The sequence below is a fragment of the Halococcus sp. PRR34 genome, assembly GCF_028617175.1.
GTDB lineage: Archaea > Halobacteriota > Halobacteria > Halobacteriales > Halococcaceae > Halococcus > Halococcus salifodinae.
In genome coordinates this window covers 1-23,925 of sequence record NZ_JAQJDA010000019.1, presented here as the reverse complement: position 1 = coordinate 23,925, position 23,925 = coordinate 1, and the positions used below count along the sequence as shown (strand labels likewise).

The 23,925-nt window shown below is 63.0% G+C and carries 17 protein-coding genes and 1 pseudogene; 15 read left to right on the top strand and 3 right to left on the bottom strand.

Annotated features, from left to right (window positions below; translation table 11 throughout):
* The first annotated feature begins 196 nt into the window (after nucleotides 1-196).
* Both PHA81_RS16965 and PHA81_RS16960 read left to right on the top strand, forming a co-directional pair.
* Nucleotides 197-949, top strand: a complete 753-nt coding sequence (locus PHA81_RS16965) for a hypothetical protein (RefSeq protein WP_005039304.1) — start codon at nucleotides 197-199, stop codon at nucleotides 947-949.
* Nucleotides 950-1,149: 200 nt separating this feature from the next.
* Complete coding sequence (locus tag PHA81_RS16960) at nucleotides 1,150-2,121, top strand: ornithine cyclodeaminase family protein (protein WP_005039306.1); 972 nt, start codon at nucleotides 1,150-1,152, stop codon at nucleotides 2,119-2,121.
* Between the two features lie 85 nt (nucleotides 2,122-2,206).
* On the opposite strand, the gene PHA81_RS16955 is transcribed toward PHA81_RS16960, so the two are convergent.
* Together PHA81_RS16955 and PHA81_RS16950 are read right to left on the bottom strand one after the other, a co-directional pair.
* Entirely contained in the window at nucleotides 2,207-3,271 is a 1,065-nt protein-coding gene (locus PHA81_RS16955) for an anthranilate phosphoribosyltransferase (RefSeq protein WP_005039308.1), read from the bottom strand.
* A gap of 338 nt (nucleotides 3,272-3,609) precedes the next feature.
* Complete coding sequence (locus tag PHA81_RS16950) at nucleotides 3,610-4,485, bottom strand: SDR family NAD(P)-dependent oxidoreductase (RefSeq protein ID WP_005039313.1); 876 nt, start codon at nucleotides 4,483-4,485, stop codon at nucleotides 3,610-3,612.
* A gap of 76 nt (nucleotides 4,486-4,561) precedes the next feature.
* Here PHA81_RS16950 and PHA81_RS16945 point away from each other — a divergent pair, with 76 nt between their 5' ends.
* Both PHA81_RS16945 and PHA81_RS16940 read left to right on the top strand, forming a co-directional pair.
* Nucleotides 4,562-5,602: an Lrp/AsnC family transcriptional regulator gene (locus tag PHA81_RS16945; protein ID WP_005039315.1), complete on the top strand. Its 1,041-nt coding sequence runs from the start codon at nucleotides 4,562-4,564 to the stop codon at nucleotides 5,600-5,602.
* A 193-nt stretch (nucleotides 5,603-5,795) separates the two neighbouring features.
* Complete coding sequence (locus PHA81_RS16940) at nucleotides 5,796-6,053, top strand: hypothetical protein (RefSeq protein WP_049909784.1); 258 nt, start codon at nucleotides 5,796-5,798, stop codon at nucleotides 6,051-6,053.
* 72 nt (nucleotides 6,054-6,125) lie between these two features.
* Here the strand turns inward: PHA81_RS16940 and PHA81_RS16935 are convergent, their stop codons facing one another.
* Entirely contained in the window at nucleotides 6,126-6,692 is a 567-nt protein-coding gene (locus PHA81_RS16935) for a thioredoxin family protein (RefSeq protein WP_005039321.1), read from the bottom strand.
* Between the two features lie 124 nt (nucleotides 6,693-6,816).
* Here PHA81_RS16935 and PHA81_RS16930 point away from each other — a divergent pair, with 124 nt between their 5' ends.
* The 11 genes and pseudogenes from PHA81_RS16930 to PHA81_RS16880 all read left to right on the top strand — a co-directional run bounded on the left by PHA81_RS16930 (nucleotide 6,817) and on the right by PHA81_RS16880 (nucleotide 23,882).
* Nucleotides 6,817-11,355, top strand: coding sequence for a PAS domain S-box protein (locus PHA81_RS16930; protein ID WP_005039323.1), 4,539 nt, complete (start codon nucleotides 6,817-6,819; stop codon nucleotides 11,353-11,355).
* 117 nt (nucleotides 11,356-11,472) lie between these two features.
* On the top strand, nucleotides 11,473-13,119 hold the full coding sequence (locus tag PHA81_RS16925) for a bacterio-opsin activator domain-containing protein (RefSeq protein ID WP_273837635.1): 1,647 nt from the start codon (nucleotides 11,473-11,475) through the stop codon (nucleotides 13,117-13,119).
* A 43-nt stretch (nucleotides 13,120-13,162) separates the two neighbouring features.
* Nucleotides 13,163-13,651 carry an Lrp/AsnC family transcriptional regulator gene (locus PHA81_RS16920; RefSeq protein ID WP_005039329.1) on the top strand — a complete coding sequence of 163 codons (489 nt, stop codon included), beginning with the start codon at nucleotides 13,163-13,165 and terminating at the stop codon, nucleotides 13,649-13,651.
* Nucleotides 13,648-14,787, top strand: a complete 1,140-nt coding sequence (locus PHA81_RS16915) for an aminotransferase class I/II-fold pyridoxal phosphate-dependent enzyme (RefSeq protein WP_005039331.1) — start codon at nucleotides 13,648-13,650, stop codon at nucleotides 14,785-14,787. The genes PHA81_RS16920 and PHA81_RS16915 overlap by 4 nt, the downstream gene beginning before the upstream one ends.
* Before the next feature lie 141 nt (nucleotides 14,788-14,928).
* Complete coding sequence (locus PHA81_RS16910; RefSeq protein ID WP_273837633.1) at nucleotides 14,929-17,427, top strand: ATPase, T2SS/T4P/T4SS family; 2,499 nt, start codon at nucleotides 14,929-14,931, stop codon at nucleotides 17,425-17,427.
* Nucleotides 17,424-18,989: pseudogene (locus tag PHA81_RS16905) on the top strand (type II secretion system F family protein); the annotation flags it as partial. The gene PHA81_RS16910 and the pseudogene PHA81_RS16905, both read left to right, overlap by 4 nt.
* A 69-nt stretch (nucleotides 18,990-19,058) precedes the next feature.
* The gene (locus tag PHA81_RS16900; protein ID WP_273837632.1) at nucleotides 19,059-19,643 is read left to right on the top strand and encodes a hypothetical protein; all 585 of its coding nucleotides are present in this window, start codon (nucleotides 19,059-19,061) and stop codon (nucleotides 19,641-19,643) included.
* 121 nt (nucleotides 19,644-19,764) lie between these two features.
* Nucleotides 19,765-20,739: a tyrosine-type recombinase/integrase gene (locus PHA81_RS16895; protein ID WP_273837631.1), complete on the top strand. Its 975-nt coding sequence runs from the start codon at nucleotides 19,765-19,767 to the stop codon at nucleotides 20,737-20,739.
* 809 nt (nucleotides 20,740-21,548) lie between these two features.
* Nucleotides 21,549-22,013, top strand: a complete 465-nt coding sequence (locus tag PHA81_RS16890; protein ID WP_273837630.1) for a hypothetical protein — start codon at nucleotides 21,549-21,551, stop codon at nucleotides 22,011-22,013.
* 195 nt (nucleotides 22,014-22,208) lie between these two features.
* Nucleotides 22,209-23,168, top strand: coding sequence for a helix-turn-helix domain-containing protein (locus PHA81_RS16885; protein WP_273837629.1), 960 nt, complete (start codon nucleotides 22,209-22,211; stop codon nucleotides 23,166-23,168).
* Nucleotides 23,169-23,603: 435 nt separating this feature from the next.
* Complete coding sequence (locus PHA81_RS16880; protein ID WP_273837628.1) at nucleotides 23,604-23,882, top strand: restriction endonuclease; 279 nt, start codon at nucleotides 23,604-23,606, stop codon at nucleotides 23,880-23,882.
* Nucleotides 23,883-23,925 lie beyond the last annotated feature (43 nt).

Sequence of the window (23,925 nt, the reverse complement as noted above, 5' to 3'; positions counted from 1 at the left end):
AAGTGGCTTAATAATTGTGTAGTTTTTATTGGAAAGAAAGTAGCTCAAACATATCCGTTGTGTATATTCCACTTGAGTGGCTGTTTCGAGCAATCCTTTCTTTCTCTTTTTGACCTTCGTGTCGTAGTCTTAAGCGGAAGTCGACTGGAGAGCAATAGTATAAACGGTTTTGGATTTTGCCCGCTTCTGAGAAGATATGCTCTCGCTGGATGAGGCAGAAAATCTCGGTGCAGTAGCACAAGAAGCGGCGCTAATTACTCGTGACACCACCCTGGGCGTATCGGATGAGGAAGATATTACTGATGAATTCATCCACAATCTAGTTAGCAAACTGAATAGCGCCTCGATGAAGCATCTCGTCGCGGCTGACGAACTTTCTAAGATTAATCCACGGGCTGAATCTGTCGTGGGAGCCGATTTTATATTTATGGTTGTGTATGCGACGAGAGCCGCAATCACAGACTGGGGATTTCTATCGCAGGCCAAGTACTATGCTAATGCGACAAATCGATCAGGTGCGACAACCAAACTCGTCGATCAATGCAACACAATGCAGGGACACACTCCAGCCAGCTTTGCGAATATCTATTACAATGACACCTATCGATTCTTCCCTGCATCCCAACTCGTAGCAGACGGTCTTGCTGACACTAAACTTTCACTACCAGAAATGAGCAAGAAGTTTTCAAATCGAGCGACACGAAACTTCTTTAAAGAAGTGTTCTACGGTCTATGGGGTGATCGATGGGTCGCTCAACACTATAATCAATTACTTGAAGCCAATTCCAGTGACGATGTCCCTAACCGAACAGCTGCGACTGACGGTGGTGAAAATGTCTCTGCCAAGCGAGTGGTCATCACGATTGTTAAAGAAAGAGATGTGAACTATCGTGTTACCGACGAGCTTGGCTACGAGGATGCAGAAATGTTCTCTGATAGAGATATTTGATTCTCTGCTATCGTCACACGTTCGTTAGAAAACGCTATTTGTTGTATACGGCCCTTATATACAGCATGACTTAAAATCCAATCATCATTCAGGAACCTCAACAAACCCGTTCGTTTCGCTTTTCGAATATTTCTACGACCGTTCCCGCCCTCACACCGAAGCGGGGAAACCCATAACCCGGTCGCTGGCGAGGCGAACGCATGGTCCTGGTGCTCACCGACGCCGAGATCGACGAGGTGCTCGCCCTCGAATCGCTCGCCAGTGAGGTCGAGCACGCGCTCGTCAAGCAGGCCGCGGGGGCGGTCGAACGCCCGGAACGACCCCACTACCCGGTCGGCGAAGGACTCGACTCCGACGACCCCCTCGGAACGGGCCTCGTGATGCCCGCGTACGTTCACGGCGAGGACTACTTCGCGACGAAGCTCGCCAGCATCCACGAGGGCAACGCCGACCGCGGGCTGCCGACGCTCCACGCCCAGATCGTGCTCGCCGACGCACGCACCGGCCAGGCCGTCGCCTTCCTCGACGGGACGCGGATCACCAACGCACGAACCGGCTGCATCGGCGGCCTCGCCGCCCGCGAGCTCGCGACCGACCCGGTTCGAATCGGCGTCGTCGGGGCGGGCGCGCAGGCGCGGTGGCAGACCAGGGCCATCGCCGCGCTGTGTGACGTCGAGAGCGTCGCGATCTACTCGCCGAGCGACTCGAAACACGAGTGCGTCGACGCGCTCGACGAGGAGGGAATTCCGGCGGAGGCCGTCGAATCGGCCGCCGACGCCGTTCGCGACAAAGACGTGGTCGTGACGGCGACCACGAGCACCGAACCGGTGTTCCCGGCCGACGCGCTCGGACCCGGAACGCTCGTGGTGGCGATCGGGGCGTACGAGTCGGGGATGCAGGAGCTCGAACCAGGAGTGTTCGATCGTGCGGCGCGTGTGTTCGCGGACGTGCCCGAGGAGGCGGCGACGACCGGCGATCTCGCCGCGACGTCGCTGACCGCCGCCGATCTCGTCCCGATGGCGGCGCTGTTCGAGGACGACGCAGGCCGGGAGTCCGCCGACGAGATCGTCGTGGTCGAAAGCGTCGGATCGGCGGTGTTCGACGTCGCCGCGGCCACGGCGATCTACGGGGCGGCACGGGAAGCGGGGCTCGGCACGGACCAGGCACTCTGATCGCTCCGAAATCGGCAGTTGGCCGGCGGAAAGCTGGTCTGACGAACGGGTTCCGGTCGTGGACTCGACGACAGCCCCGGCGGTCTCAGAACGCGCGGAGGTCGTCGAGGACCGCTTCGGCGCTCCCGTCGGCGATGGCGTCGCGGGCCATCGCGAGGCCGTCGTCGAGCGACTCACAGTCCTCGCGGGCGTAGATCCGGAACGCGCCGTTGAGCGCGATGGCGTCGGCGAACGCTCCCTCGCGCTCGCCCGCGAGTACGTCCTCGGTAATCGCCGCGGAGTCGGCGGCCACGTCCTCGACCCCGAGATCCTCTTCGTCGAAGTCCATCCCGTACTCGGGGGTCTCGATCGTGAAGTCCTCCAGCTCGCCGGCTTCGCCCACGGCGACCGTCGTCGAGCCCGGCCGGATGTCGTCGTACCCCTCCATCCCCTGGAACATCACGACCCGGGGCACGTCGTAGCGCTCGCTGGCTTCGAAGGTGTCGATGATCCGCTTCGCGTAGGGCAGATGGTAGAAACTCCCGAGGTGGACGTCGGCCCCGGCAGGGTTCGCGAGCGTCTCGATCGTGTTGACGAACGTCCGCACCCCCATCATGTCGCGGCGATCGGCGAGCGCGTCGATCCCCGGATTGAATTGCGGCTGGTAGTAGAAGCCGAACCCGGTTTCGTCGACCATCGCAGCGCTTTCGTCGGGTTCGATCTCGGTCCGGATCTCCAAGGCGTCGAGGACGTGCTTGTAGGCGTCCTGCTTCTGCGTGGGGACGCGGTCGCCGGAGTGGGCGACGACCGGGGTGCCGGCGGCGGCAGCGACCACGCCCGCTCCGACACCGAGGATCGCGGAGCGTCCCTTGCCATCGTAGTTCGCACCGCAGTCGACGGGATCGCAGTCGGGAGCGGCGACGTTCACCGACTCCTCGGCCATGACGTCGATGTACGCCGCGAGCTCCTCTGGGGTGTTGCGCTTCCAACGGTTCGCGAGCCAGAACGCGCCGAGGGTGGTGTGGTCGGGTTCGTGATCGAGGATCCGCGTCATCGCCTCGCTGGCCTGGTCGCGCGTCATGTCGTCGGCGGACTTGTGTCCCGAGCCGACGACCTCGGTCATGAGTCGCTTGAGCGGCCACTCGCCGTACTGTTCTGTGATCTGGGCCATGACTCGTGTTGGATCGCGTGGCGCAAAAGGCTCCCGCTCGGTGCGCTCCTGAATCGAACACCATCGAACTCGGCGATTGGAATTCGGTGAGGACAGCTGACTTGGCTATAGCTAATCCCGACACAAACGAGAGACCGCAGGCCACACCCTCCCCAACCGACCCCCTCGTTCGCTACGCTCACTCGGTCATCCCTCGCGCGAGTCGCGCGTCTTCGACGCGCTCACGGGTCGTCCCTCCCCGTTCACGTCCGCGGCCCTCCCTTCGGTCGCGCCGCGCTCCGCTCCCGCGCGCCACCGCGGTTGACAGCAGCCGGCTTTCGTCGATCTGGGTGCTCGGGTCACGGCCACGCGGGATCGACACCGACGAAGTCGGCGCTCGCCTTCCAGAGACGTTCACGCAGTTGGTCGTCGTGGACGCGCGGGTCCGGGTCGGCGCGCTCGCATCCTTCGAAGTACACACCATTGACTTCGGCCACTTCGGACGCTGCGGCGAGTCGAACGAGACCGTCGGCGGCATCTTCGACTGAAGTCCCCACAAAGGGGAGGCGTGCGGCGACGGCCGTAGCGGCGCGGACGGGCAGTGAGGCGTCCCGGTAGAGCCCGCTGCCGGGGACGAACCCGGGATGGACGGCGTTCGCGGTCACGCCAGTCCCGTCGAGGCGCGCGGCGAGCTCGATGGTGAACAGGAGATTCGCGAGCTTCGAGCGCGCGTAGGCGTCGAGCGCGTCGTAGCCCGATTCGAGGTGGAGGTCGTCAACGTCGATTTCGCCGCGTCGGTGGACCGTCGAAGAGGTGCTGACGACGCGGGCCGGTGCGGACGCACGGAGCAGGTCGAGCAGTTCGTGGGTCAGGAGATACGGCGCGAGATGGTTGACAGCGAGCGTTTTCTCGTACCCGTCGTCGGTGAGCCGGCGGTCGTCGTGTGAGCAGGCGGCGTTGTGGACCAGAACGTCGAGGCGGTCGTACCGCTCACGGAACGCGTCGGCGAGCCCGCGAACGGCGTCCGTCGTAGCGAGGTCGGCGCAGACGAACGCTCCCTCGCCGCCCGCGCGCTCGATCTCATCGACGGCTGCCTGGCCGCGCTCGCGCGAGCGTCCGACCACGACCACGGTCGCGCCGCGGCCGCCGAGTCGCCGCGCCACGACACGCCCGATGCCGCCGGTCGCGCCCGTCACGAGCGCGACCCGATCAGTGAGATCTTCGAACCCGGTCATGCGGTGAGTGGACGCGCGAACGGGATAGTTCCGCCGAACCGATAGACCGTTGTGTCGAGGGCTCCTCCTCCAAACAATGAGTTCGCTGGCGGAGGGCTGGCGCGCGGATCTCGACGACGTCGACGCCGCACTCGTCGACGGCTATCAGAGCGGGTTCCCCGTCCGCGAACGTCCCTTCGAGGCCGTCGGCGACGAGCTGGGCGTGAGCGAGGCCGAAGCGCTCGCGCGCGTCGAGCGGCTGCGCGAAGCGGGCGTCTTCCGGCGGTTCGGCGCGGTCCTCAACCCGCCCGTGATCGGATCGTCGGCGCTCGCCGCGGTCAGAGCCCCCGAAGAACGCTTCGACGAAATCGCGGAAGTCGTCAACGGCTATCGTCAGGTCAACCACAACTACCGGCGCGATCACGACTGGAACATGTGGTTCGTGGTTACTGCGGGATCGCGCGAGACCCGCGACACGATCCTCGACGAGATCGAGGAGCGGACGGGCTGTGGCGTGTTGCGGCTCCCGATGCTGACCGACTTCTACATCGATCTCGAATTCCCCGTGGTCAACACCGATCGGTTCGCTCGGGAAGGAGTCGACGAAACCGACGTCTCGCCGACCCGGATCGGTGAGGACGCCGCCGGCGATCTTTCGGCGCTCGACGCGCGCTTGCTGCTTGCGATCCAAGAAGGATTCCCGCTAACTGCGACGCCGTACCGCGACGTTGCCGAGGAGATCGACGCTCCCGTGGACGAGGTGCTCGACGCCGTTCACCGATTGCGCGATGCGGGCTGTATCAAGCGGATCGGCTGTATCGTGAACCACGTCGTCACCGGGTTCGACGCGAACTGCATGGTGGTCTGGGACGTGCCCGACGACGCACTCGACGCCCGCGGGACCGAGGTGGGGGCGCTGCCGTACGTCACGCTCTGCTATCACCGTCCGCGCCGGCCCGAGCAGGACTGGCCGTACAACCTCTTCACGATGATCCACGGCCGCGAGTCCGACGCCGTCGACGCGAAAGTCGACGAACTCGCCGGCGACCATCTGCCCTACGACCACGAACGTCTCTACTCGACCGAGACGCTGAAACAAACTGGCGCGCGCTACGACGACCTCGTTGGCGAGGGCTGAGTTTGCGGCTGCGGCGCGGGTGCGGTGCGGCAAAGTGGTCGGCGGTCAGCGGAGCGGTGGCGGTCCTGGCGGATCGAGGGCGAAGGCCACGAACGGAGTGAATGGCCGAGGGCTCGGGCGGTGCTGCGTGGTTGTGGTGGCGGTCAGCGGTGCGGTTCATCGGTGAATCACGGTTGCGGTCCGTGTGCCGATCATGACCATAGTGCAAAACTCATACAACAACGAACAGAAACATCAGTTTATGAGGGGGATTCGTACAGCGGGTGTGGCGGTGTTGTTCCCGATCATTTCGGTGGTCGCCAGTGCTGTCGTGCTTTTCCTCCTCAGCCTGATCGGTGTCGGGAGAGGCGTAGTGTGGGAGATGGCAGGTATTATCGCGTTTATGTCGGTACTTACACTCCTAGACACACTGGTATGGTACCGTGATCGCCAGACAGTGGGAGGGGATTGATACACTCAAATACGGACTGATCTAGCAGATTCAGGGAACGGACACAATAACGTTTGTTCGAGTTTTCATGTATTATTGCCACTTGATCGAGCAGCCACGCGACGGCCGGAACTCGTGGTCCACCGGGACGCCAGTGAGCACCGATTCGATCGCACCCGCCATCTCGAAGCCTGGCTCGCCGGAGGGCTGTTCGTCGGGGCCGTGGGCGTCGTCGAGCCGGCCGTGGTAGGCGAGTTCGAACCCGTTGTTGGTACTTTTGAACAGGAACGGATCGGGGGTGCAGACCGCGCCGTAGGCCCGCGCGACGTCCTGGGACTCGTCGCGGAGGTAGGCGTCGTAATCGATCGTACCCTCGTCGACGAGCTCCTGCATCGTCTCGAAGGAGTCGTCGGGATACTCTTCGGCGTCGTTGGGGTTGATCCCCACGACAGCGGCGTTGTCGTAGTCGTCAGCGAGCCGATTCAGGGTGTCGAACTTCGCCTGGGCGTAGGGACAGTGGTTGCAAGTGAACGTCACCAGCAGCGCCTTGTGGTCGGCGAAATCGGCGAGAGCATGAGTTTCGCCGTCGGCACCGGGGAGTTCGAAGTCGGGAGCTTCGTCGCCACGGTCGAGTTCGCGTGCGGATTCTTCGAGAGTCACGGCCGACCCACGTGCGCGAGGACCAAAGATGGCTCGACACCGCTTGGAGCCGCTCGCTGTCGGTCGTCGGCGGAATGGTGCAGATAGGTTTTTGCCAGCGGCGACGCACTCGACAACAACGAGCATGAATGGCGAGATCGCGGTGCTGTTGGTCGACGACGAGCCGGCGGTTGCGGACCTCGCGGCGACGCACCTCGAGCGGCTTCGCGACGACTTCGACGTCACGGTCGTCGAAGGTGGCGCGGCCGCACTCGCCCGGTTCGAACGCGATCCGGCGGCGTTCGACTGCATCGTGAGCGACTACACGATGCCCCGGATGAACGGGCTCGACTTCCTCGCCGCGGTACGAGAGATCGACACCGATCGCCCGTTCGTGCTGTTCACCGGCAAGGGATCGGAAGAGATCGCGAGCGAAGCCGTCTCGGCGGGTGTCACCGACTACCTCCAGAAGGGAACCGGAACGGAGCAGTACGAACTGTTGGCAAACCGAATCGAGAACGCGGTCGAGGCCCACCGTGCCGAGCGCCGGGCGGACGAACTCGCCCGGATCAACGGCGTGATCAGCGACGTCCAGCGCGAACTCGTCGGCCAGTCGACTCGCGGGGGGATCGAGGAGCAGGTCTGTGCGCGTCTCGCCCGGTCGACACCGTACACGCTCGCGTGGATCGGCGAGCCCGATGACGGCGACCGGGTCGTGATCAGCGAGCGCGCGGGATCGGGGACGGGGTATCTCGACGAGATCACCGTCCGGGCCGACGACACACCCCGTGGTCGCGGCCCGGCCGGACGAGCGCTCCGCTTGGGGGCCGTTCAAACCACGCGGAACTTGACTGAGGACGAGACGTTCGAGCCGTGGGCGGAGACCGCCAATCGCTACGACCACGAGTCAGTGATCGCACTGCCGCTCTCGTACGATGAGGTCGAGTACGGCGTGCTGGTGGTCTATTCGAGTCGGCGGTACGCGTTCGGCGAGGAGGAGCGAACGGCGCTCGCGGAGCTCGCGGGCACGATCGGGCAGGCGATCGACGCGGCCGAGACCCGGGCCGCACTCGAACGGCGCGAGCGCGAACTCCGCGAGGAGCGCGCGGTCGCAGAGGGGGTCTTCGACGCGATTCCCGACGCGATCTACGCGTTCGATCCCGAGGGCCGAATGCTCCGGTGGAACGACGCGTTCGCCGCGACGGTGGGGTACGACGACGAGACGATCGCGGAGATGAACGCCCTCGAGTTCGTCCCCGAGGCCGACCAAAATCTGATCGCCGATCGGATCGCGGCGATCGCAGAGCGCGGCGAAACCGTCACCGTCGAGTCGGCGTTCGTGACTTCGGATGGGGAGGCGATCCCCCACGAGTTCAACGGCGCACCGCTCACCGACAGCGAGTCGGTGTACGGAGTGATCGGTTCCGGTCGCGACATCACCGGTCGCAAACGTCGCGAGGCGGCGATCACGGCGCTCCACGAATCGACCCGTGATCTCGTCCGCGCGGACGACCGGGTGGGAGTCGCGACGGCGACCATCGAGGCCGCGGCGGAGGTGCTCGGTTTTTCGGCGACGGCCGTGCGACTGCACGACTCGGACACCGACACGCTCGAACCCGTCGCGGTGTCCGATGCCGCGAGACGGCTGCTCGGCGAACGACCCAGCTACGCCCACGGCGAGGCACTCCCGTGGCGTGCGCTCGATTCGGACGAGCCCGTCCTGACCGCGGGGAGCGTCGCCGAGTACGGTGCGGACGACCTCCCGTTCGAGAGCTCCATGTACGTGCCGCTCGGCGACCACGGAACGCTGAGCATCGGCCTGTCCGACGACGCGTTCGACGACGCTGACATCAGGCTGGCACAGGTGCTCGCGGCGAACGCGGCAGTCGCGCTCGATCGGGTCGACCGCGAGGCACAGCTGCGACGCCACGAACGCATGCTCGACGCCGCCGGTGACGGGATCTACGCACTCGATACCGACGGGCAGGTCACGAGCGTCAACGACACCATCGTCGAGAAAACGGGCTACGCGCGCGAGGAGCTGCTCGGCAAGCACGTCTCGACGTTCCTCGAAGCGGCGGACATCGAACACGGACGGGCCCTGATCCGCGATCTGCTCTCGCGGGATTCGTTCGGGAGCGTCAGCGAGTCCTTCGAGGCCACCGTGCATCCCGCCGACGGCAGTACGTTCCCGTGTGAGATTCAGGTCGCACTGCTCCCGACGGCGGAAGCAGAAGCGTTCCAGGGGACCGTCGGCGTGATCCGCGACAGTACCGAGCGCAAGCAGCGTGAGCGCGAGCTGGAACGCTACGAGACGATGGTCGAAACCGCGCCGGTCGGGATGTTCGTGGTCGATCCCAATGGGACGGTCGTCGGGGGGAACGAGCGGGCGGGATCGATGGCAGGCTACCCCATGATGGAGCTCCGCGGGAAACCGTTCCGGACGCTCGTCGAGAACGGAATCGTTCCGCCGGAAAGCATCGAGAAGTACGCCACGACAGTACGAGACCTGCTCTCGGCGGACACCGAGCGCACGACCGGGACGTACGAACTCACCATCACTCCGCCCAACGGGGATCGGCGTACGCTCAAAATCCGGGTTTCGTTGCTCCCGTACGACACGGAGTTCGAAGGGACAGTCATGATCTGTGAGGACGTCACCGAGCGCAAGCAGCGTGAGGGGGAACTCGAGGCAGCGCGGGCGCGGTTCCGGGCGCTGGCCGAGAACACCACGCTCGCAGTCGTCACCATCGACGAGAACAGTACGATTCGGTACGCGAACGACGCGGTCGAAGGGGTGTTCGGCTATTCCGCCACCGAACTCGAGGGCGAGTCGCTCACGACGGTCATGCCCGACCGGCTTCACGATCCCCACTTCGCAGGGCTCGACCGGTATCTCCGAGAGGGAGACAAGCATCTCGACTGGGGGTGGATCGAGCTCCCCGGTCGACACCGAGACGGACGCGAGATCCAGCTCGGCGTCTCGTTCGGCGAACACGCCGCCGAGGGCGAGCATCGCTTCACCGCCACGATCCGAGACATTACCGCCCAGAAACGCCACGAAGCGGCGATCGAGACGCTCCACGACGCGACGCGGGCGATGATCGACGCGGCCGACCGCGACGAGATCGCCGAGATCGCCGTCGCGACGGTCGAGCGCGTGCTCGACATGCCGATGTGCGGCATCTGGCTCCACGACGAGGCCGACGCGGTGCTCCGCCCGGCAGCGATCTCCGAGCGCGGCGTGGAGCTGTTCGGGACGGCCCCGACATACACCGGGGGCGAGAGCCTGTCGTGGCAGGCGTTCGAAGACGGCGAGACCCGTCGGTACGACCACGTCAACCGCGAAGCCGACGTCTTCGATCCCGAGACGCCGCTCCGCAGCGAGATCGTGGTCCCGATCGGCGAGTTCGGCGTGTTGAACATCGGATCGACCGAGCCGGGCGCGTTCGACGATGACAACGTTTCGCTCGCGAAGCTCCTCGCCACCAACACCGAGGCGGCGCTCTCGCGTGCAGACCGCGAGCGACGGCTCGTCGCCGAACACGATCGGCTCGCGGCGCTGTTCGAGAACGTTCCCGACGCCGCGCTCCGCTACGACCTCGTCGACGGCGAGCCGATCGTCCGGGACGTCAACACGGCGTTCGAGGAAGTCTTCGGCTACTCGTCCGAAACGGTGGCCGGCGAGAACATCGACGAGTTCATCGTTCCAATGAGTGACGACGACGAGGCCGACGAGCTCAACGAACGGCTGCTGGCGGGCGAACGGCTCCGAACGACCGCACGCCGGCGGACGGCCGACGGGGTCAGGGATTTCCTGTTGCACGTGGTGCCGATCGCACTCGACGAGCGCAACGCCGAGGGCTACTCGATCTACACCGACATCACCGATCAGCAACGCCGCCAGCGCGAGCTCGAACGCCAGAACGAGCTGTTGGAGGAGTTCGCGAGCGTCATCAGCCACGACCTCCGGAACCCGCTTTCGGTCGCGCGCGGCCGACTCGAACTCGCACGCAGGGAACAGGACTCCGAACACCACGAGGAGATCGACGCGGCGCTCGTCCGGATGAACGAGCTGATCGAGGACGTGCTCACGCTCGCGCGACAGGGACGGGTGATCGGCGCAACCGAGCGCGTCTCGCTCGCGACGGTCGCCAAGCGAGCGTGGCACACCGCCGGCACCGAAACCGCGGAGCTCACCGTCGACGATCCCGGCGAGGTCGAGGCCGATCCCGACCGGCTCGCGCGGCTGTTCGAGAACCTGTTCCGGAACGCCGTCGAACATGGTTCGACGAGCAGCCGGTCGGAGGCCGGCGACGCTGTGGAGCATGGCTCCACAAACCCACCTTCGCAGGCTCAGGAGGACGCTGTCGAACACGGCTCCACGAACAGTCAGGCTTCACCTGACGACACAACGGAACACGACGACGTCGCCGTGACCGTCGGCGCGCTCGACGATGGCGGGCTCTTCGTTGCAGACGACGGCCCGGGAATCCCCGACGGGGAGCGCGAGAACGTGTTCGAGGGTGGGTACTCCACCGCCGACGACGGCACGGGGTTGGGGCTCTCGATCGTCCGATCCATCGCCGAAGCTCACGACTGGACGGTGACCGTCGACGAAAGCGAGGCAGGCGGCGCACGCTTCGAGATCCGGACACAGACGTCCGATGAGACACGAATGTGACCGCTCGAACTGCAAGAGAGATCGAATTCGTCGGCCGTCTGTCGGTAAACACCGAAAAACTGAGTGCGAACTGACAGACGATATATTAATACGTCGAGCGGAATGGTTTTGAGAGGAATGTCGTCGGACGACGAGGCGAGCGTGACCGAGCCGATCCGCGTGCTGTTCGTGGACGACGAGCAGCGCCTCGTCGAGGTCGCCGCGCGCTTTCTCGAGGACCTCCAGGAGTCGTTCGTGGTCGTCACCGAAACCAGCGCCAGCGACGCTCTCGACCGGCTCGATCACGAGGGAGTCCCCGATTGCATCGTCAGCGATTACCGGATGCCGGGGCTCGACGGACTGGAGTTCCTCGAAGCGGTTCGTGAGGAGCACTCGAAAGTTCCGTTCGTCCTCTCGACGGGGAAAGGGAGCGAGGAGGTGGCGAGCGAAGCGATCTCGGCGGGCGTCACTGACTACCTCCGGAAGGACACCGGCACCGACCAGTACGCGGTGCTCGCGAACCGGATCGAGAACGCGGTGGCCCAGCGCCGGGCGGAGCGGGCGTTGGCCGAGCGCGAACGCCGGCTGGCCGCCCAGCGCGACGAACTCGCGACGTTCGATCGAATCAACGCAGTCATCCAGGGGATCATCCGTAACCTCGTCGCCGCGGCGACGCGCGACGAGATCGAACACACGATCTGCGAGCGCCTCGCCGCCTCGGAGCTCTACGAGTTCGCGTGGATCGCCGAGCGCGGCGCGGGTGGCGACCTCGCGGTACGGACCGGAGCCGGGATCGACGACACCGACGGGGTCGATGTCGCGACTGACGGCGAGGCGGTCGCGGAACCGGCAGCACGCGCGCTAGAGACGGGTGGGGTACAGGTTCTCGATCCAGCCGACGGCTCGATCGTGGAGGACGAAGCTGCGACCGATCACGAGCACCGATCGGCGGCGGCCATCCCGCTGTCCTACGAGAACGTGGTGTACGGCGTGCTCGCGGTGTACTCCACGCGACGGGACGCCTTCAGCGAGCGCGAACAGTCCGGGTTCGCGGTGCTCGGCGAGATCGCCGGGTTCGCGATCAACGCCGCCCAGAACATGCGGCTCCTGCTGTCGGACACCGCGGTCGCGCTCGAACTCCACGTTCCCGACGGCTCGGGGTTCGCCACCCGCCTCACCGAGCGCCTCGACTGTCGGTACAGCCTCGACGGCGTCGTTCCCGGTGCCGACGGAACGCTCCTCCAGTACGTCGTCGTCGACGGCGTCGCGCCCGAGCGCGTGCTCGATGCCGCCGACGAATCGGACCTCGTCGCGTCAGCGCGACTCGTCAGCGAGCGCGAGACGGGTAGCGTGTTCGAACTCGCCATCACCGACTCGCCCGTGAACACGCTGATCGAGGTCGGGGGAACGGTCCAGGAGTTCACGGCCGAGGACGGCGAAGCACGGGTGGTGGCGGAGATCGCCACCGACGCCGACGTTCGCACCGTGGTCGACGGGTTCGAGGCGGCGTACCCGGGGGCAGAGCTGCTGTCGAAACGCACCGTCGAACTCCCGCTCCGGACCGAGGGTACGTTCCGACAGACCCTCGACGAGCGCCTCACCCAGAAACAGCGCTCCGCGCTGCGGGCGGCGTACTTCGCGGGGTATTACGACTGGCCCCGTGACTCCACCGCCGAGCAGGTCGCGGAGTCGATGGGGATCACCTCCCCCACGCTTCACAACCACCTCCGGAAAGCCCAGCGCGAGCTGGCGGCGGCGTTCCTCGAAAACGACCCCGACGCGTAGGTCGGGCGGAAGTCTTTTGCCCCGGGCTGGTGGCCTCGGTAGTATGAGCGTTCGCGAGGAGGTGCTTTCGCTGCTGTGCGAGAACGCGCGCTACTCGACCACCGATCTCGCCCGACAGATCGACGCCGACGAAGGCGAGATCGAGGCGATCATCGAGACTCTCGAAGACGAGGGCGTGATCCGGGGGTATCAGGCGGTCGTCGACTGGCGGCAGGTCGACGACGAGCCGGTGCGCGCGCTGGTCGAGTGCAACGTCACGCTCGACCGCGAGACGGGCTACGACGACATCGCCGACCGGCTCGCGAAGTTCCCCGAAGTCGAGTCGCTCCGGCTGGTCTCCGGCGAGTACGATTTCTCGCTAGGGGTGCGCGCCGACTCGATGAGCGACGTCTCGCGGTTCGTCTCCGAGAAGGTCGCACCGGTGCCCGAGATCACCCAGACCGTGACCCACTACCTGATGACGACGTACAAGGAGCGCGGGGTCGAATTCGACGACGGCCACGACGACGATCGGCTGTCGGTCTCTCCATGAATCCCTCGGAGCGCACCCAACGCGTCCCTCCTTCCGGGATTCGGCGATTTTTCGAGCTCGCCGAGGAGATGGACGACGTGATCTCGCTCGGGGTCGGCGAGCCCGATTTCACCGCGCCGTGGAGCGCGCGCGAGGCCGCCATCGACTCCCTCGAACGGGGCCGGACCTCCTACACCGCGAACCGCGGGATGGCCGAACTCCGCGAGGCGATCGCGACGAACGTCGACGAGCAGTACTCTCTCGACTACGATCCCGACGAGGAGATCATCGTGACCGCGGGCGCATCGGAGGCGATCGACGTCGCCTTCCGCGCACTCCTCGATCCCGGCGATCGCGTCGCGGTCGCCCAGCCCGCCTACATCTCGTACGTGCCGGGCGTGATCTTCGCCGGCGGCGAGCCGCTTCGCGTGCCGACCCGCGAGGAAGACGCGTTCAAGCTCACCCCCGAGGTCCTCGACGCACACGATGCGGGGGAGGCCGACATGCTGGTGCTCTGCTATCCCAACAACCCCACTGGCGCGATCATGACCCGCGAGGAGCTCGCCCCGATCGCGGCGTTCGCCCGCGAGCACGACCTCACCGTTCTCTCGGACGAGATCTACGCCGAGCTCACGTACGGACGGGATCACACGTCGATCGCGACGTTGCCGGGGATGCGCGAGCGAACCATCGTGTTCAACGGCTTCTCGAAAGCCTACGCGATGACCGGCCTCCGGCTCGGCTACGCACTCGCACCGCCGGAAACGATCCGGGCGATGAACCGGATCCACCAGTATTCGCTCTTGTCGGCCCCCACGACCGCTCAGTACGCCGCGCTCGACGCACTCGAACACGCCGACAACGCGGTGGCGGAGATGTGCACCCAGTACGACCGTCGCCGTCGGTTCGTGCTCTCGCGCTTCGAGGAGATGGGAATCGACTGTTTCGAGGCCGAAGGGGCGTTCTACGTCTTCCCCGAGAGCCCGTGGCCCGACGCCGAGGCGTTCGCGGAGGCGCTGCTCGACGAGACGGGCGTGGCGGTCGTCCCCGGCGACGTCTTCGGCGCGGGCGGCGAGGGCCATCTCCGGGTGTCGTACGCCACCGGTCTCGAGGACCTCCGCGAGGCGATGGCCCGGATCGAGGCGTTCGTCGAGTAACTGCACGCCCAGGGTCCGCCAGAGACCGGCGGTCGTTTGATGGACACGGCGGCAGCAGCGACCGACGGGACAACGGGCCGACGCGGAGCCGATCGGGCGGCAGGTGAGGGTTTTTGTACGATAACCGGACCACCACCGGTGATGGACGTGTTCGGTTCGCAGCGTCACACCGACGAACGCGCCGCTGGCGGTCGGGAGAGCAACGGTACCGAATCCGGATCTCCGGACGGCACCGGAACGGTCGTCGAACGAATCGCGGCTGGGGCCGAAACCGCGAGCACGCTCGCCAGGGTAGTCGATCGGCGCACGGTCGACACCGATCCGTCGGTCGACGAAGACGGATTCTTCTCGACCGCCGACGGACGGACGACGGTCGCCAACCGCTACGACCTCGCGAAGGCGGTCCCCGTAGAGAAGCGCACACACTTCCGAGAGGTGACGCGCTACTGGGTCAACAAACCCTACGCGTTCGTGGTGATCTTCCACTCCGCGAAGGAAAACGAGGAGAAATACTACCTCGTCGAGCCCCACGTCACGGAAATCGAGGGGGATTTAGAGGAGTTCCTGACCCGGAAGTTGAAGACCGCGATCAAGTATTCGAGCGACGAGGTCATGGTCGAGGGCAGCGACGCCGACCGCGGACAAGTCATCGAGACCGAGACCGCCCGACTGCTCGATCGCTATGGTCTCTACGACGGCCCGATCACGGGGGCCGGCGAGTCGGGCGTGATCGCTCGGCTGAAACGCGCCCTCGGAGTGGGGGCGGACGACGGCGACGACGAAGCGCAGGACGGGAACCTCGTCGGGATCGCCGCCAGACCCGAGGCCGCGGTGCTCGACGAGGATGCGAAAGACCTCTCGGAGTACCAGGTCGAAAAGCTCCTCTACCGACTCAAGCGCGATTTCATCGGCTACGGCCGGATCGACGGGATCAAACACGACGTCAACGTCGAAGACATCTCGTGTGACGGCTACAACAGCCCGGTGTTCGTCTACCATTCCGATCGCGAACAGCTGATCTCCAACGTGTACCACGGTGAGGACGAACTCGACGATTTCGTCGTCAAGCTCGCCCAGCGCTCGGGCAAGGGCATCTCGAAGCGCCAGCCCCAGGTCGACGCCACCCTGCCGGATGGGTCGCGCGCCCAGCTCACCCTCGGCTACGAGGTCTCCGATCACGGGACGAACTACACGATTCGGCAGTTCAAGGACGTTCCTTTCACCCCGATCGACCTCATCAACTGGGGAACCTTCAGTCTGGAGGAGATGGCGTACATCTGGCTCTGCATCGAGAATAACAAGTCGATGCTGTTTGCGGGCGGCACCGCCTCGGGCAAGACCACGAGCCTGAACGCGGTCTCGCTCTTCATCCCGAGCAAGGCGAAGATCGTCTCGATCGAGGACACCCGAGAGCTCGAGATCCCCCAGCGCAACTGGGTCGCCTCGGTAACGAGACCGTCGTTCAGTGCGGATGACGCTGGCGACGTCGACGAGTTCAAACTCCTCGAAGCGGGTCTGCGCCAGCGCCCTGACTACATCCTGATGGGCGAGGTCCGGGGCGAGGAGGGTCGGACGCTGTTCCAGGTGATGAGCACGGGTCACACCACGCTCACCACCTTCCACGCCGACAACGTCGGCGAGGTCATCAAGCGCTTTACGACCGATCCGATCAACGTCTCGAAGACGTTGTTCACGGCGCTCGACCTCGTGAGTATTCAAACTGCGACTCGCGTGCGGGGGCAGAAGGTTCGTCGGAACAAGGTGCTGACCGAGATCAACTACTACGACGCCGAGAACGACGAGATCAACGTCCAGGACGTGTTCCAGTGGCAGGCCGAAACCGATGAATTCCTCCGAATGGGGAGTTCGACCACCCTAGAGGAGATCAAGTTTGATCGCGGCTGGGATCAGGATCGGCTTTCATCGGAGCTGTTCCAGCGGAAGGTCGTGCTCGCCTATCTGATCGATAACGGGCTCAACACCTACACCGAGGCCGCCGCGACGCTCCAGGCGTTCATCAACGACCCCGACACGATTCTCGGACTGATCGCGAACGACCGGCTGGAGAGGAGCCTCGACGATCTCCGCGGGATGGAGAGCGTGCTGATCGACACCGATCCGGCGGCGGAGGCAATGGTACCGCGGCCCGATCCCGACGAAGAGTTGGAGGAGCTGACGGGCGCGATCTTGGAGGAGGCCGACGATCGACTGTTCGACGAGTACCGACAGGGAGCGACGCCGCATCTCACCACCGCGCTCGCCGATGGGGGTGAGTGCGCCGAAGGCGCGCGATCCTCGCCAGACCTCCGGTCTGGCGGCGGTGAGCCGAGCGAAGGCCTGCGAACGTCGGAAGACGAGCGAAGCGAGTCTTCCGGAAGTAAGCCGAGCGAAGCGAGGCGAGCCTCGTCAGTCGAGCGAAGTGAGTCTGGCGGTGGTGAGCGCGAGCGCAGCGAGCGCGAACGTCATCGGGCTCCGCCCGATGGAAGTGAGCGCGCCGAAGGCGCGCGATCCTCGCCAGGCATCCGGTCTGGCGGCGGTGAGCAGGCCGGAGGCCTGCGAACCACGCCGGACGAGGACGACGAGTCCGGCGGCGGGCGTGATACAGACGAAACCGACGACGGCGCGGAGGGCGGGAAGTGAGCCACGAAGTAGGAAGCGCGGGCTACGGGGGTGGATCGAGCACGCTCGGCGATCGGTTCTACCCGCTCTATCGGTGGCTGTTCGACGAGGACGGCGATTTCGTCGACGACATGGAGCGCAAGCTCGCGGAGGCGCGGATGGGTGACACCGTCGAGATGTATCTCTCGCGGGCGCTCGGGGTCGGCGTCATCGCGGGTGCGCTGCTGTGGCTCGTGGTTACGCTGGCCGGCTACGCTGCCGTCGAGCTCTACGTCACCGAAACGCCGAAGCTGACCGATCTCCGGGTGCTCCACGGGACGGCGCTCGAACTCTTCGAGGCGATCAAGATCCCGCTGTTCGTCGCGGTCTCGGGCCTCGTCTTCGGGCTCGTCGGCTTCACGTTCGGGTTCGGTACGCTGATCGCGATCCCCTACTTCCGGGCGAGCTCGCGGAAACGGGAGATCAACATGCTGCTCGCGGACTCGGTCTCCTTTATGTACGCGCTCTCGATCGGCGGGCTGAACCAGCTCGAAATCTTCGAGGCGATGGCCGAGGCCGACGACACCTACGGCGAGGTCGCGCGGGAGTTCGAGAGCATCTACCTCGAAACCGAGTACTTCGAGACGGATTACCGAACGGCGATCAGAAAACAGACCACACGGACGCCGAGCGGGGAGCTGAGTCAGTTTCTGACCGATATGCTCTCGATCATCGACTCCGGTGGTGACATGACCGACTTTCTGCAAGACAAGAAGGACAAACACCTCCGGACCGCGAAACAGGAACAGTCGCTGGTGCTCGAAACCCTCGAACTGTTCGGCGAGATGTACATCACGCTCTCGGTGTTTCCGCTCCTGCTCATCATCATCCTCGTCGTGATGAGCATGATTGGCGGTTCCCAGACCACGCTGCTCTACGTCACCGTCTACGCGCTGATCCCGCTGATCGCGATCGGGTTCATGATCCTGGTCTCGACGGTCCAGCAGGACGAGGTCGGCGACGGCTACCTCCGACCGGACGACGTCGAGGGCGAGTGGGTCGGGAAGACGGGGCTCGGCCGGATCACGGATCTCGGTGCGGTTGAGCACTACGCCGGCACGCACGCCGTGTTCGATCGAATCCGGGACCGTGAGGGGACGTATCAAACGGCGAAGCTGCTCGAACGGCCCCACCTGTTCTTCCGAGATCACCCGCTCGCGGTGCTCGCGCTCACGATCCCGGCCACGATCGTGCTGCTCGGGTTCGCGCTCGTCTCGGGTGCCGCGCCACTCTCGATCGATGGGTTCGTCGCGAACCCGATCGGGAGCACGGTGCTGTGGATCTACGTGCCGCTCTATCTGAATCTCCTGCCGCTCGCGGTGTTCTACGAGTGGAACGTCAGGTCGCGCCGACGGATCACCGGCAAACTCTCCGAAAGTCTCCGGAAACTGTCGAGTGCGAACAGTACAGGCCTCACCCTGCTGGAGTCGCTGCGTCTGGTCGCCGACACCTCTTCGGGCCGGCTCGCCGACGAGTTCCGGACGATGCACGCGAAGGTCAACTATGGGACGAGCCTGACCACGGCGCTGGTCGAGTTCAACAACAACCATTTGTAGCTATACACAATAACTATGTAGACACGGTGTGTGCTATATGACGGAGGTCGAAGCCAAATGCCGACGACAGACACCGACGACGGCGATAGCACGGATAGCAAAGCGCGTGCGAACTTCATGCTATCACAGGCACAGAAAGACAAATGGGATACCCATGTCGAAGAAGACAACGAGTTCTCGTCACTGTCACAATTGATTCGACAGTCGGTAGAGCGTGAGCTGGCTGGCAGTCATGATACCGCAGGCGCAGGTGTAGACGATGAAGCACGTGAAATGCTACACGAACTGGTGGACGGCCACCGGAAAATCTTGTCGCGGATTGACGGCGTAGACGACCGGCTACAGGCCGTCGAATCCGCAATGTCGGAACCACCTGAAGACGTGAAGGAACTAATGGGGACCGTCTTCGACGTTTTGCCGGAAGAACACGATGTCGGGCCTGCCAGCGAGGGCGTTCTGGAAGGCGACGAGGTGTCGATCATGAACCCACCAGTGACCACCGGTCGAGTCGAACACATCGCCGACCACCTTGGCGAACAGACGTACAAAGTGCGCAGAGCGATAGAACAGCTACAGGAAGACAGCAGCCTTGTCGAGTCTACCACGATGGACGGCCACGAACGATACTACAGGAGGGCGTGACCATGACCGACTGTGAACTTTGTGGCGAACTCACCGAATCGAACGCCAATAGCGAACAGTTCCGCGTTCTATGTACGGACTGCTTCGTTCAAGAAAATCACCCCCACGGGGGTAGCCGATAATGGCGACCACCGAATACGAACCGTCGAAACACGTCGAACGGTTCTTGAAACGACAGGAGCAGATGAAAGCCGAAACGACGGCGAAAGGCCGACGTTCGGATATGAAGCACTTTGAACGATGGGTGAACCAGAACGACGGCGTTGACGACGTGACGGCCGTCGAGTCGCTGGATATCGAAGACTTCGTGTTCGCGCAATCACAGGACGGCTACGCGAACGGCACTATCAACAACCGATACTACAGCGTCAAGAAGTTCTACGCGTTCCTTGACGACAAGCTGGATATCATCGACGAAACACCGTTCGAGGGCGTTGACCGGTCGGACCTCGGCAACATGATGAACGGGACGAAAAAGGCGGAAGCAACGCGCGAAGAAATCAGCTACTTGTCGCGCGAACAAGTGGACGAACTGGCCGATAACGTGCCGGAACCACGATTGCGAAACGAACTGATGGTACGGTTGATGTTTCAGACGGGGTGCCGGCAGGGCGAGCTGGTGGGGATTCGGCTTGAGGATATCGACAGGGACGATCGTTCGATTCGGATTCACGCGACGAAAACCGATACGAACCGGACCGTCTACTATCAGCCGGATATCGATTTCCTGATGAATCAGTGGATTGACGGCGGCTACCGGTCGTCATCCATGTACGCCGCCGAATCACCGTATCTGTTCTGTTCGCGTCAATCGGAACAATTCACTGACCACAAAGTGAACTGGGTGGTCAAAGAAGCCGCCGACGAAGCCGGTATCCAGTCGTCCATGTACGAGGACGCCGGTGGGTTGAAGCGAAACAAGATCACGTCGCACGTGCTACGTCATAGCCACGCCGTAGCGGCGTTGACACGCCCGAACAAGAAAGACGTACGAACGGTCCAGAAACACCTCGGTCACGCCGATATATCCATGACCCAACGATATCTTGATATCACTGACGATGATGTGCGAAATGAATACGAACGCGGTCTTTGAACCCTGTACTTTTATTCCATCTGCCGATATCCGAACGAACAGCCGGACTGTCGGCGTTGCCGGTGGGCACTGGCATCGGTTGGCATCCGATGGATTTCATCCAACCTTCCACCGAAAATTCGGTTCCAACGGTCCGGCTTTCCATTCATACGGCTCTTGGTTTCGAGTCGAATCAGACACGCTGTAGCCGTCGCTGTGACCGTTGCACGAGCCGACGAAACGGCCTGCTATTCACCGTTGTCAGAACGCCGTAGAACGCGCTGTGCGAGTCGTGACAGCGAAGGTACGTCGGTCAACGTGTTCCACGTCGTCACTTGCCGATAATCGCAAGACAGCGAAGCCGTCAGTATTATAGTCGAGTTGCCGACACATTCATGGTTCGCAAACCCGTAGCTATGGCAAAGTTGGGAACCGTGCCCGGTGGGTGAGATCACCGGACGACCACGAATCGCAACCCATCGTGGTGACGATGGCAGGATGGAAGCCTGTGCCCCTTCTTTGGCTCTGTGGGTACTTAGGGATACTGCCCTTCGTCAACGCGCTGGTGAGACGCCGACGAGTTTACCCCTGCGACATTGAGCACTACTGAATCGACTGACGACACGAATCGAAGCGAAACCGAACGACTGCCGGAAGTCCTCACGAAGCCGTGGGTCCGTGACCGGACGAGAGCGGTCATCACCGATGCACTTCGGCGTGACGACGAGACGTTAGTCGAAGCGCCACCAGCGGCTGGCAAGACAACTGAACTGTTCCCTGCGGTCGAGGATACGGGTGAGCCAATTACCTACCTAACCAAACGTGAGGACTTGTACGACCAAGCCGAGGAACTGGCACAAGACGACAGTCTGAAATCGAAGATATTGCCGAGTCCCCACCGAACCTGTCCGACGTTCGATGGCGATCATGGCGATGACTTGCGCAACCGTGTGAGACATCTGTATCGTCAAAAAGTCGCTGGTAGCGCTATCCACGAGGTGATGGACCTACCATGTACCGACGACGGTGCGTGTCCCTACCAACAAGCGTGGGACTTTGAGCCGGACGAGTACGACGTTCTGGTGGGTCACTACGCCCATGCCAACATTCCGTCCGTCGTGGAAAACCGAACCATCGTCATCGATGAGTTCGCTGAGGAGGCGCTTGTAACCCCCTTCGACGACCCTGACACCGTGGTTTCGGCCTTCCTTTCACGTCGGCGCGGCCTTCCGTTCGACGACTGGACCGATTTTGTCGAACATCGGTACGAACGAAGGGCCGAAGCCGTGAGCTAGTTCGTTCGCAACTACGACGAGAAGAACCCTGACCCTTGGGACGTTATCGATGACGAGGGGGACGTGCATGGTCTGGCTGGCAAGCTTGTGCTGGGACTGTTGTTCTGTGAGGATTTGGGCAACGGCTTCCGTACGACCGAGAAGTACGTCCCCAAACAGACGGCGAAGGGTTGGCAACGAGTGCCACTGCGAGGCATGGACCAACGTCGTCAGATTGCGCCAACAGTGGCGTGGAACACCAAAGACACCACCGTCCACCTGCTGTCCGTCCCCAACTTCGAGTCCGCGAACGGTGTCGTTGGGCTTGATGGGACACCAACGAAGCGGATGTGGGATACTGCGTTCGGCGTGTCCTTCGACCACGAGAGAGTCGTCCCCGAGGAGCGCATGAACGACTATCTAACCGACGCGCTGGATATCCACGTCCACCAATACGGGGCGCACAACGATAATGGGGGGACGCGACCGTATTCATCGGGTGTTCACCTGTATGCCGATACCGACGAGAAGCTGCTGCATGGGATGGGGATGCACTTCGACGCCGAGCCGGACGTGATTACGACGAAGGCAGCGATTCGTCGGTACGACGAAGACGACCGAGTCCTTCATCACGCCGACGAGTACCGAAACTTCGCATCGGTGAAGTCATCGAACGCTTTTCGTGAATCGACGCTGGGGGCCGTTCTTGGTTCCCCACATCCCGGCGACGAGACGTTCAAACGCTGGGGTGCGTTCATGGGACTACCCATTCGCCGCTTAGGGGATAACAGTCCAGATGATAAAGGGCCAAACCTTGAGTACGGACGGACTGGCGACGAGATATACCAGCACTACGTTCACAATCAGGTGCTACAGTCGATTCTTCGCTTCGGTCGGGATGGTCAAGAGGCGCACGTCCTTGTCACATCGATGTGTACGCCGTCGTGGGTCGAACCTGAGCCGTTGACGATGACGACGTTCAACGGTGCCGACAGGCGCGTCATTGGCTGTCTTCGTGACACCGATGGGAGGACCCAAAGTGAAATCGTTGACGAGACAGGGATGGACCAAGGGAACGTCTCACGGTCACTGACCGGACTGGAGGAGCAGGGATTCGTCGGCATCGGCGGGACAGACAATAGCGGAAATCTTCGTCGAACGTGGGAGGGTGTGTGAAGGATTAGCGCATATATGCGAATCCCATAACATCCTTATTATGGGCTTCACATATTCGTGCCAACGGCTGTCATAGATAGCATCGACCGATTCGTTTCGTTGACTGAGTCGGTCCAGCGGACCAAGAGTCGTTCATTCGGCGATGCGTTCGTAATGTCCGCGATACAACTATACTTTTCGCGTGGTATATCAGCTATCGGTGTTCGGTTGACGACGTGATGGTGTCGATACGGACCAATCAGCGTGGGTGTTCGTGGCCGTTCTGAGCGGCATGGTGTTGTCGCAGAAAGGGAAGGATAGGTCGCTATTCGGGCGTGACACACAGACACGATGTGTGGGTGAGTAGCAAACACTAAGTGCCGCCCATCGGTGGTTTTGTTCAAACAGATGGGCACGACGAGAGAATCCGGGCAGGTCTTGTCGCAGCTACAGTCGATGGACAGCTACGACTTTGAGCATCTGGTGGCCGATCTATGGGAACAGCAGGGATGGGATACTGAGGTGTCACAGGCGAGTTCAGACGCCGGTATCGATGTGATTGCGACGAAGGAAAACCCGTATCCACAGAAGAAGCTGATACAAGCGAAACGCTACGGTCCCAATACGACCGTTGGTAGCCCTGACATGCAGCAATATTATTCGTTGAAAGAGCAGGAAGACAACGTCGATTCCGTCGTCATAGCTCTATTGAATCCGCCGACGGCGTCGGGGTGAGTCGTTAGAACGATTGAGATGAAGCGGAAGAGGAGTCTTTGTG

What these genes read in the sequence shown, in the direction of transcription:
- PHA81_RS16880 (WP_273837628.1), top strand. Translation starts at nt 23,604, where the DNA reads ATGGACAGCTACGACTTTGAGCATCTGGTGGCCGATCTATGGGAACAG.
- PHA81_RS16965 (WP_005039304.1), top strand. Translation starts at nt 197, where the DNA reads ATGCTCTCGCTGGATGAGGCAGAAAATCTCGGTGCAGTAGCACAAGAA.
- PHA81_RS16945 (WP_005039315.1), top strand. Translation starts at nt 4,562, where the DNA reads ATGAGTTCGCTGGCGGAGGGCTGGCGCGCGGATCTCGACGACGTCGAC.
- PHA81_RS16920 (WP_005039329.1), top strand. Translation starts at nt 13,163, where the DNA reads ATGAGCGTTCGCGAGGAGGTGCTTTCGCTGCTGTGCGAGAACGCGCGC.
- PHA81_RS16955 (WP_005039308.1), bottom strand. Translation starts at nt 3,271, where the DNA reads ATGGCCCAGATCACAGAACAGTACGGCGAGTGGCCGCTCAAGCGACTC.
- PHA81_RS16910 (WP_273837633.1), top strand. Translation starts at nt 14,929, where the DNA reads ATGGACGTGTTCGGTTCGCAGCGTCACACCGACGAACGCGCCGCTGGC.
- PHA81_RS16915 (WP_005039331.1), top strand. Translation starts at nt 13,648, where the DNA reads ATGAATCCCTCGGAGCGCACCCAACGCGTCCCTCCTTCCGGGATTCGG.
- PHA81_RS16895 (WP_273837631.1), top strand. Translation starts at nt 19,765, where the DNA reads ATGGCGACCACCGAATACGAACCGTCGAAACACGTCGAACGGTTCTTG.
- PHA81_RS16960 (WP_005039306.1), top strand. Translation starts at nt 1,150, where the DNA reads ATGGTCCTGGTGCTCACCGACGCCGAGATCGACGAGGTGCTCGCCCTC.
- PHA81_RS16950 (WP_005039313.1), bottom strand. Translation starts at nt 4,485, where the DNA reads ATGACCGGGTTCGAAGATCTCACTGATCGGGTCGCGCTCGTGACGGGC.
- PHA81_RS16930 (WP_005039323.1), top strand. Translation starts at nt 6,817, where the DNA reads ATGAATGGCGAGATCGCGGTGCTGTTGGTCGACGACGAGCCGGCGGTT.
- PHA81_RS16925 (WP_273837635.1), top strand. Translation starts at nt 11,473, where the DNA reads ATGTCGTCGGACGACGAGGCGAGCGTGACCGAGCCGATCCGCGTGCTG.
- PHA81_RS16885 (WP_273837629.1), top strand. Translation starts at nt 22,209, where the DNA reads ATGGACCAACGTCGTCAGATTGCGCCAACAGTGGCGTGGAACACCAAA.
- PHA81_RS16940 (WP_049909784.1), top strand. Translation starts at nt 5,796, where the DNA reads ATGACCATAGTGCAAAACTCATACAACAACGAACAGAAACATCAGTTT.
- PHA81_RS16900 (WP_273837632.1), top strand. Translation starts at nt 19,059, where the DNA reads ATGCCGACGACAGACACCGACGACGGCGATAGCACGGATAGCAAAGCG.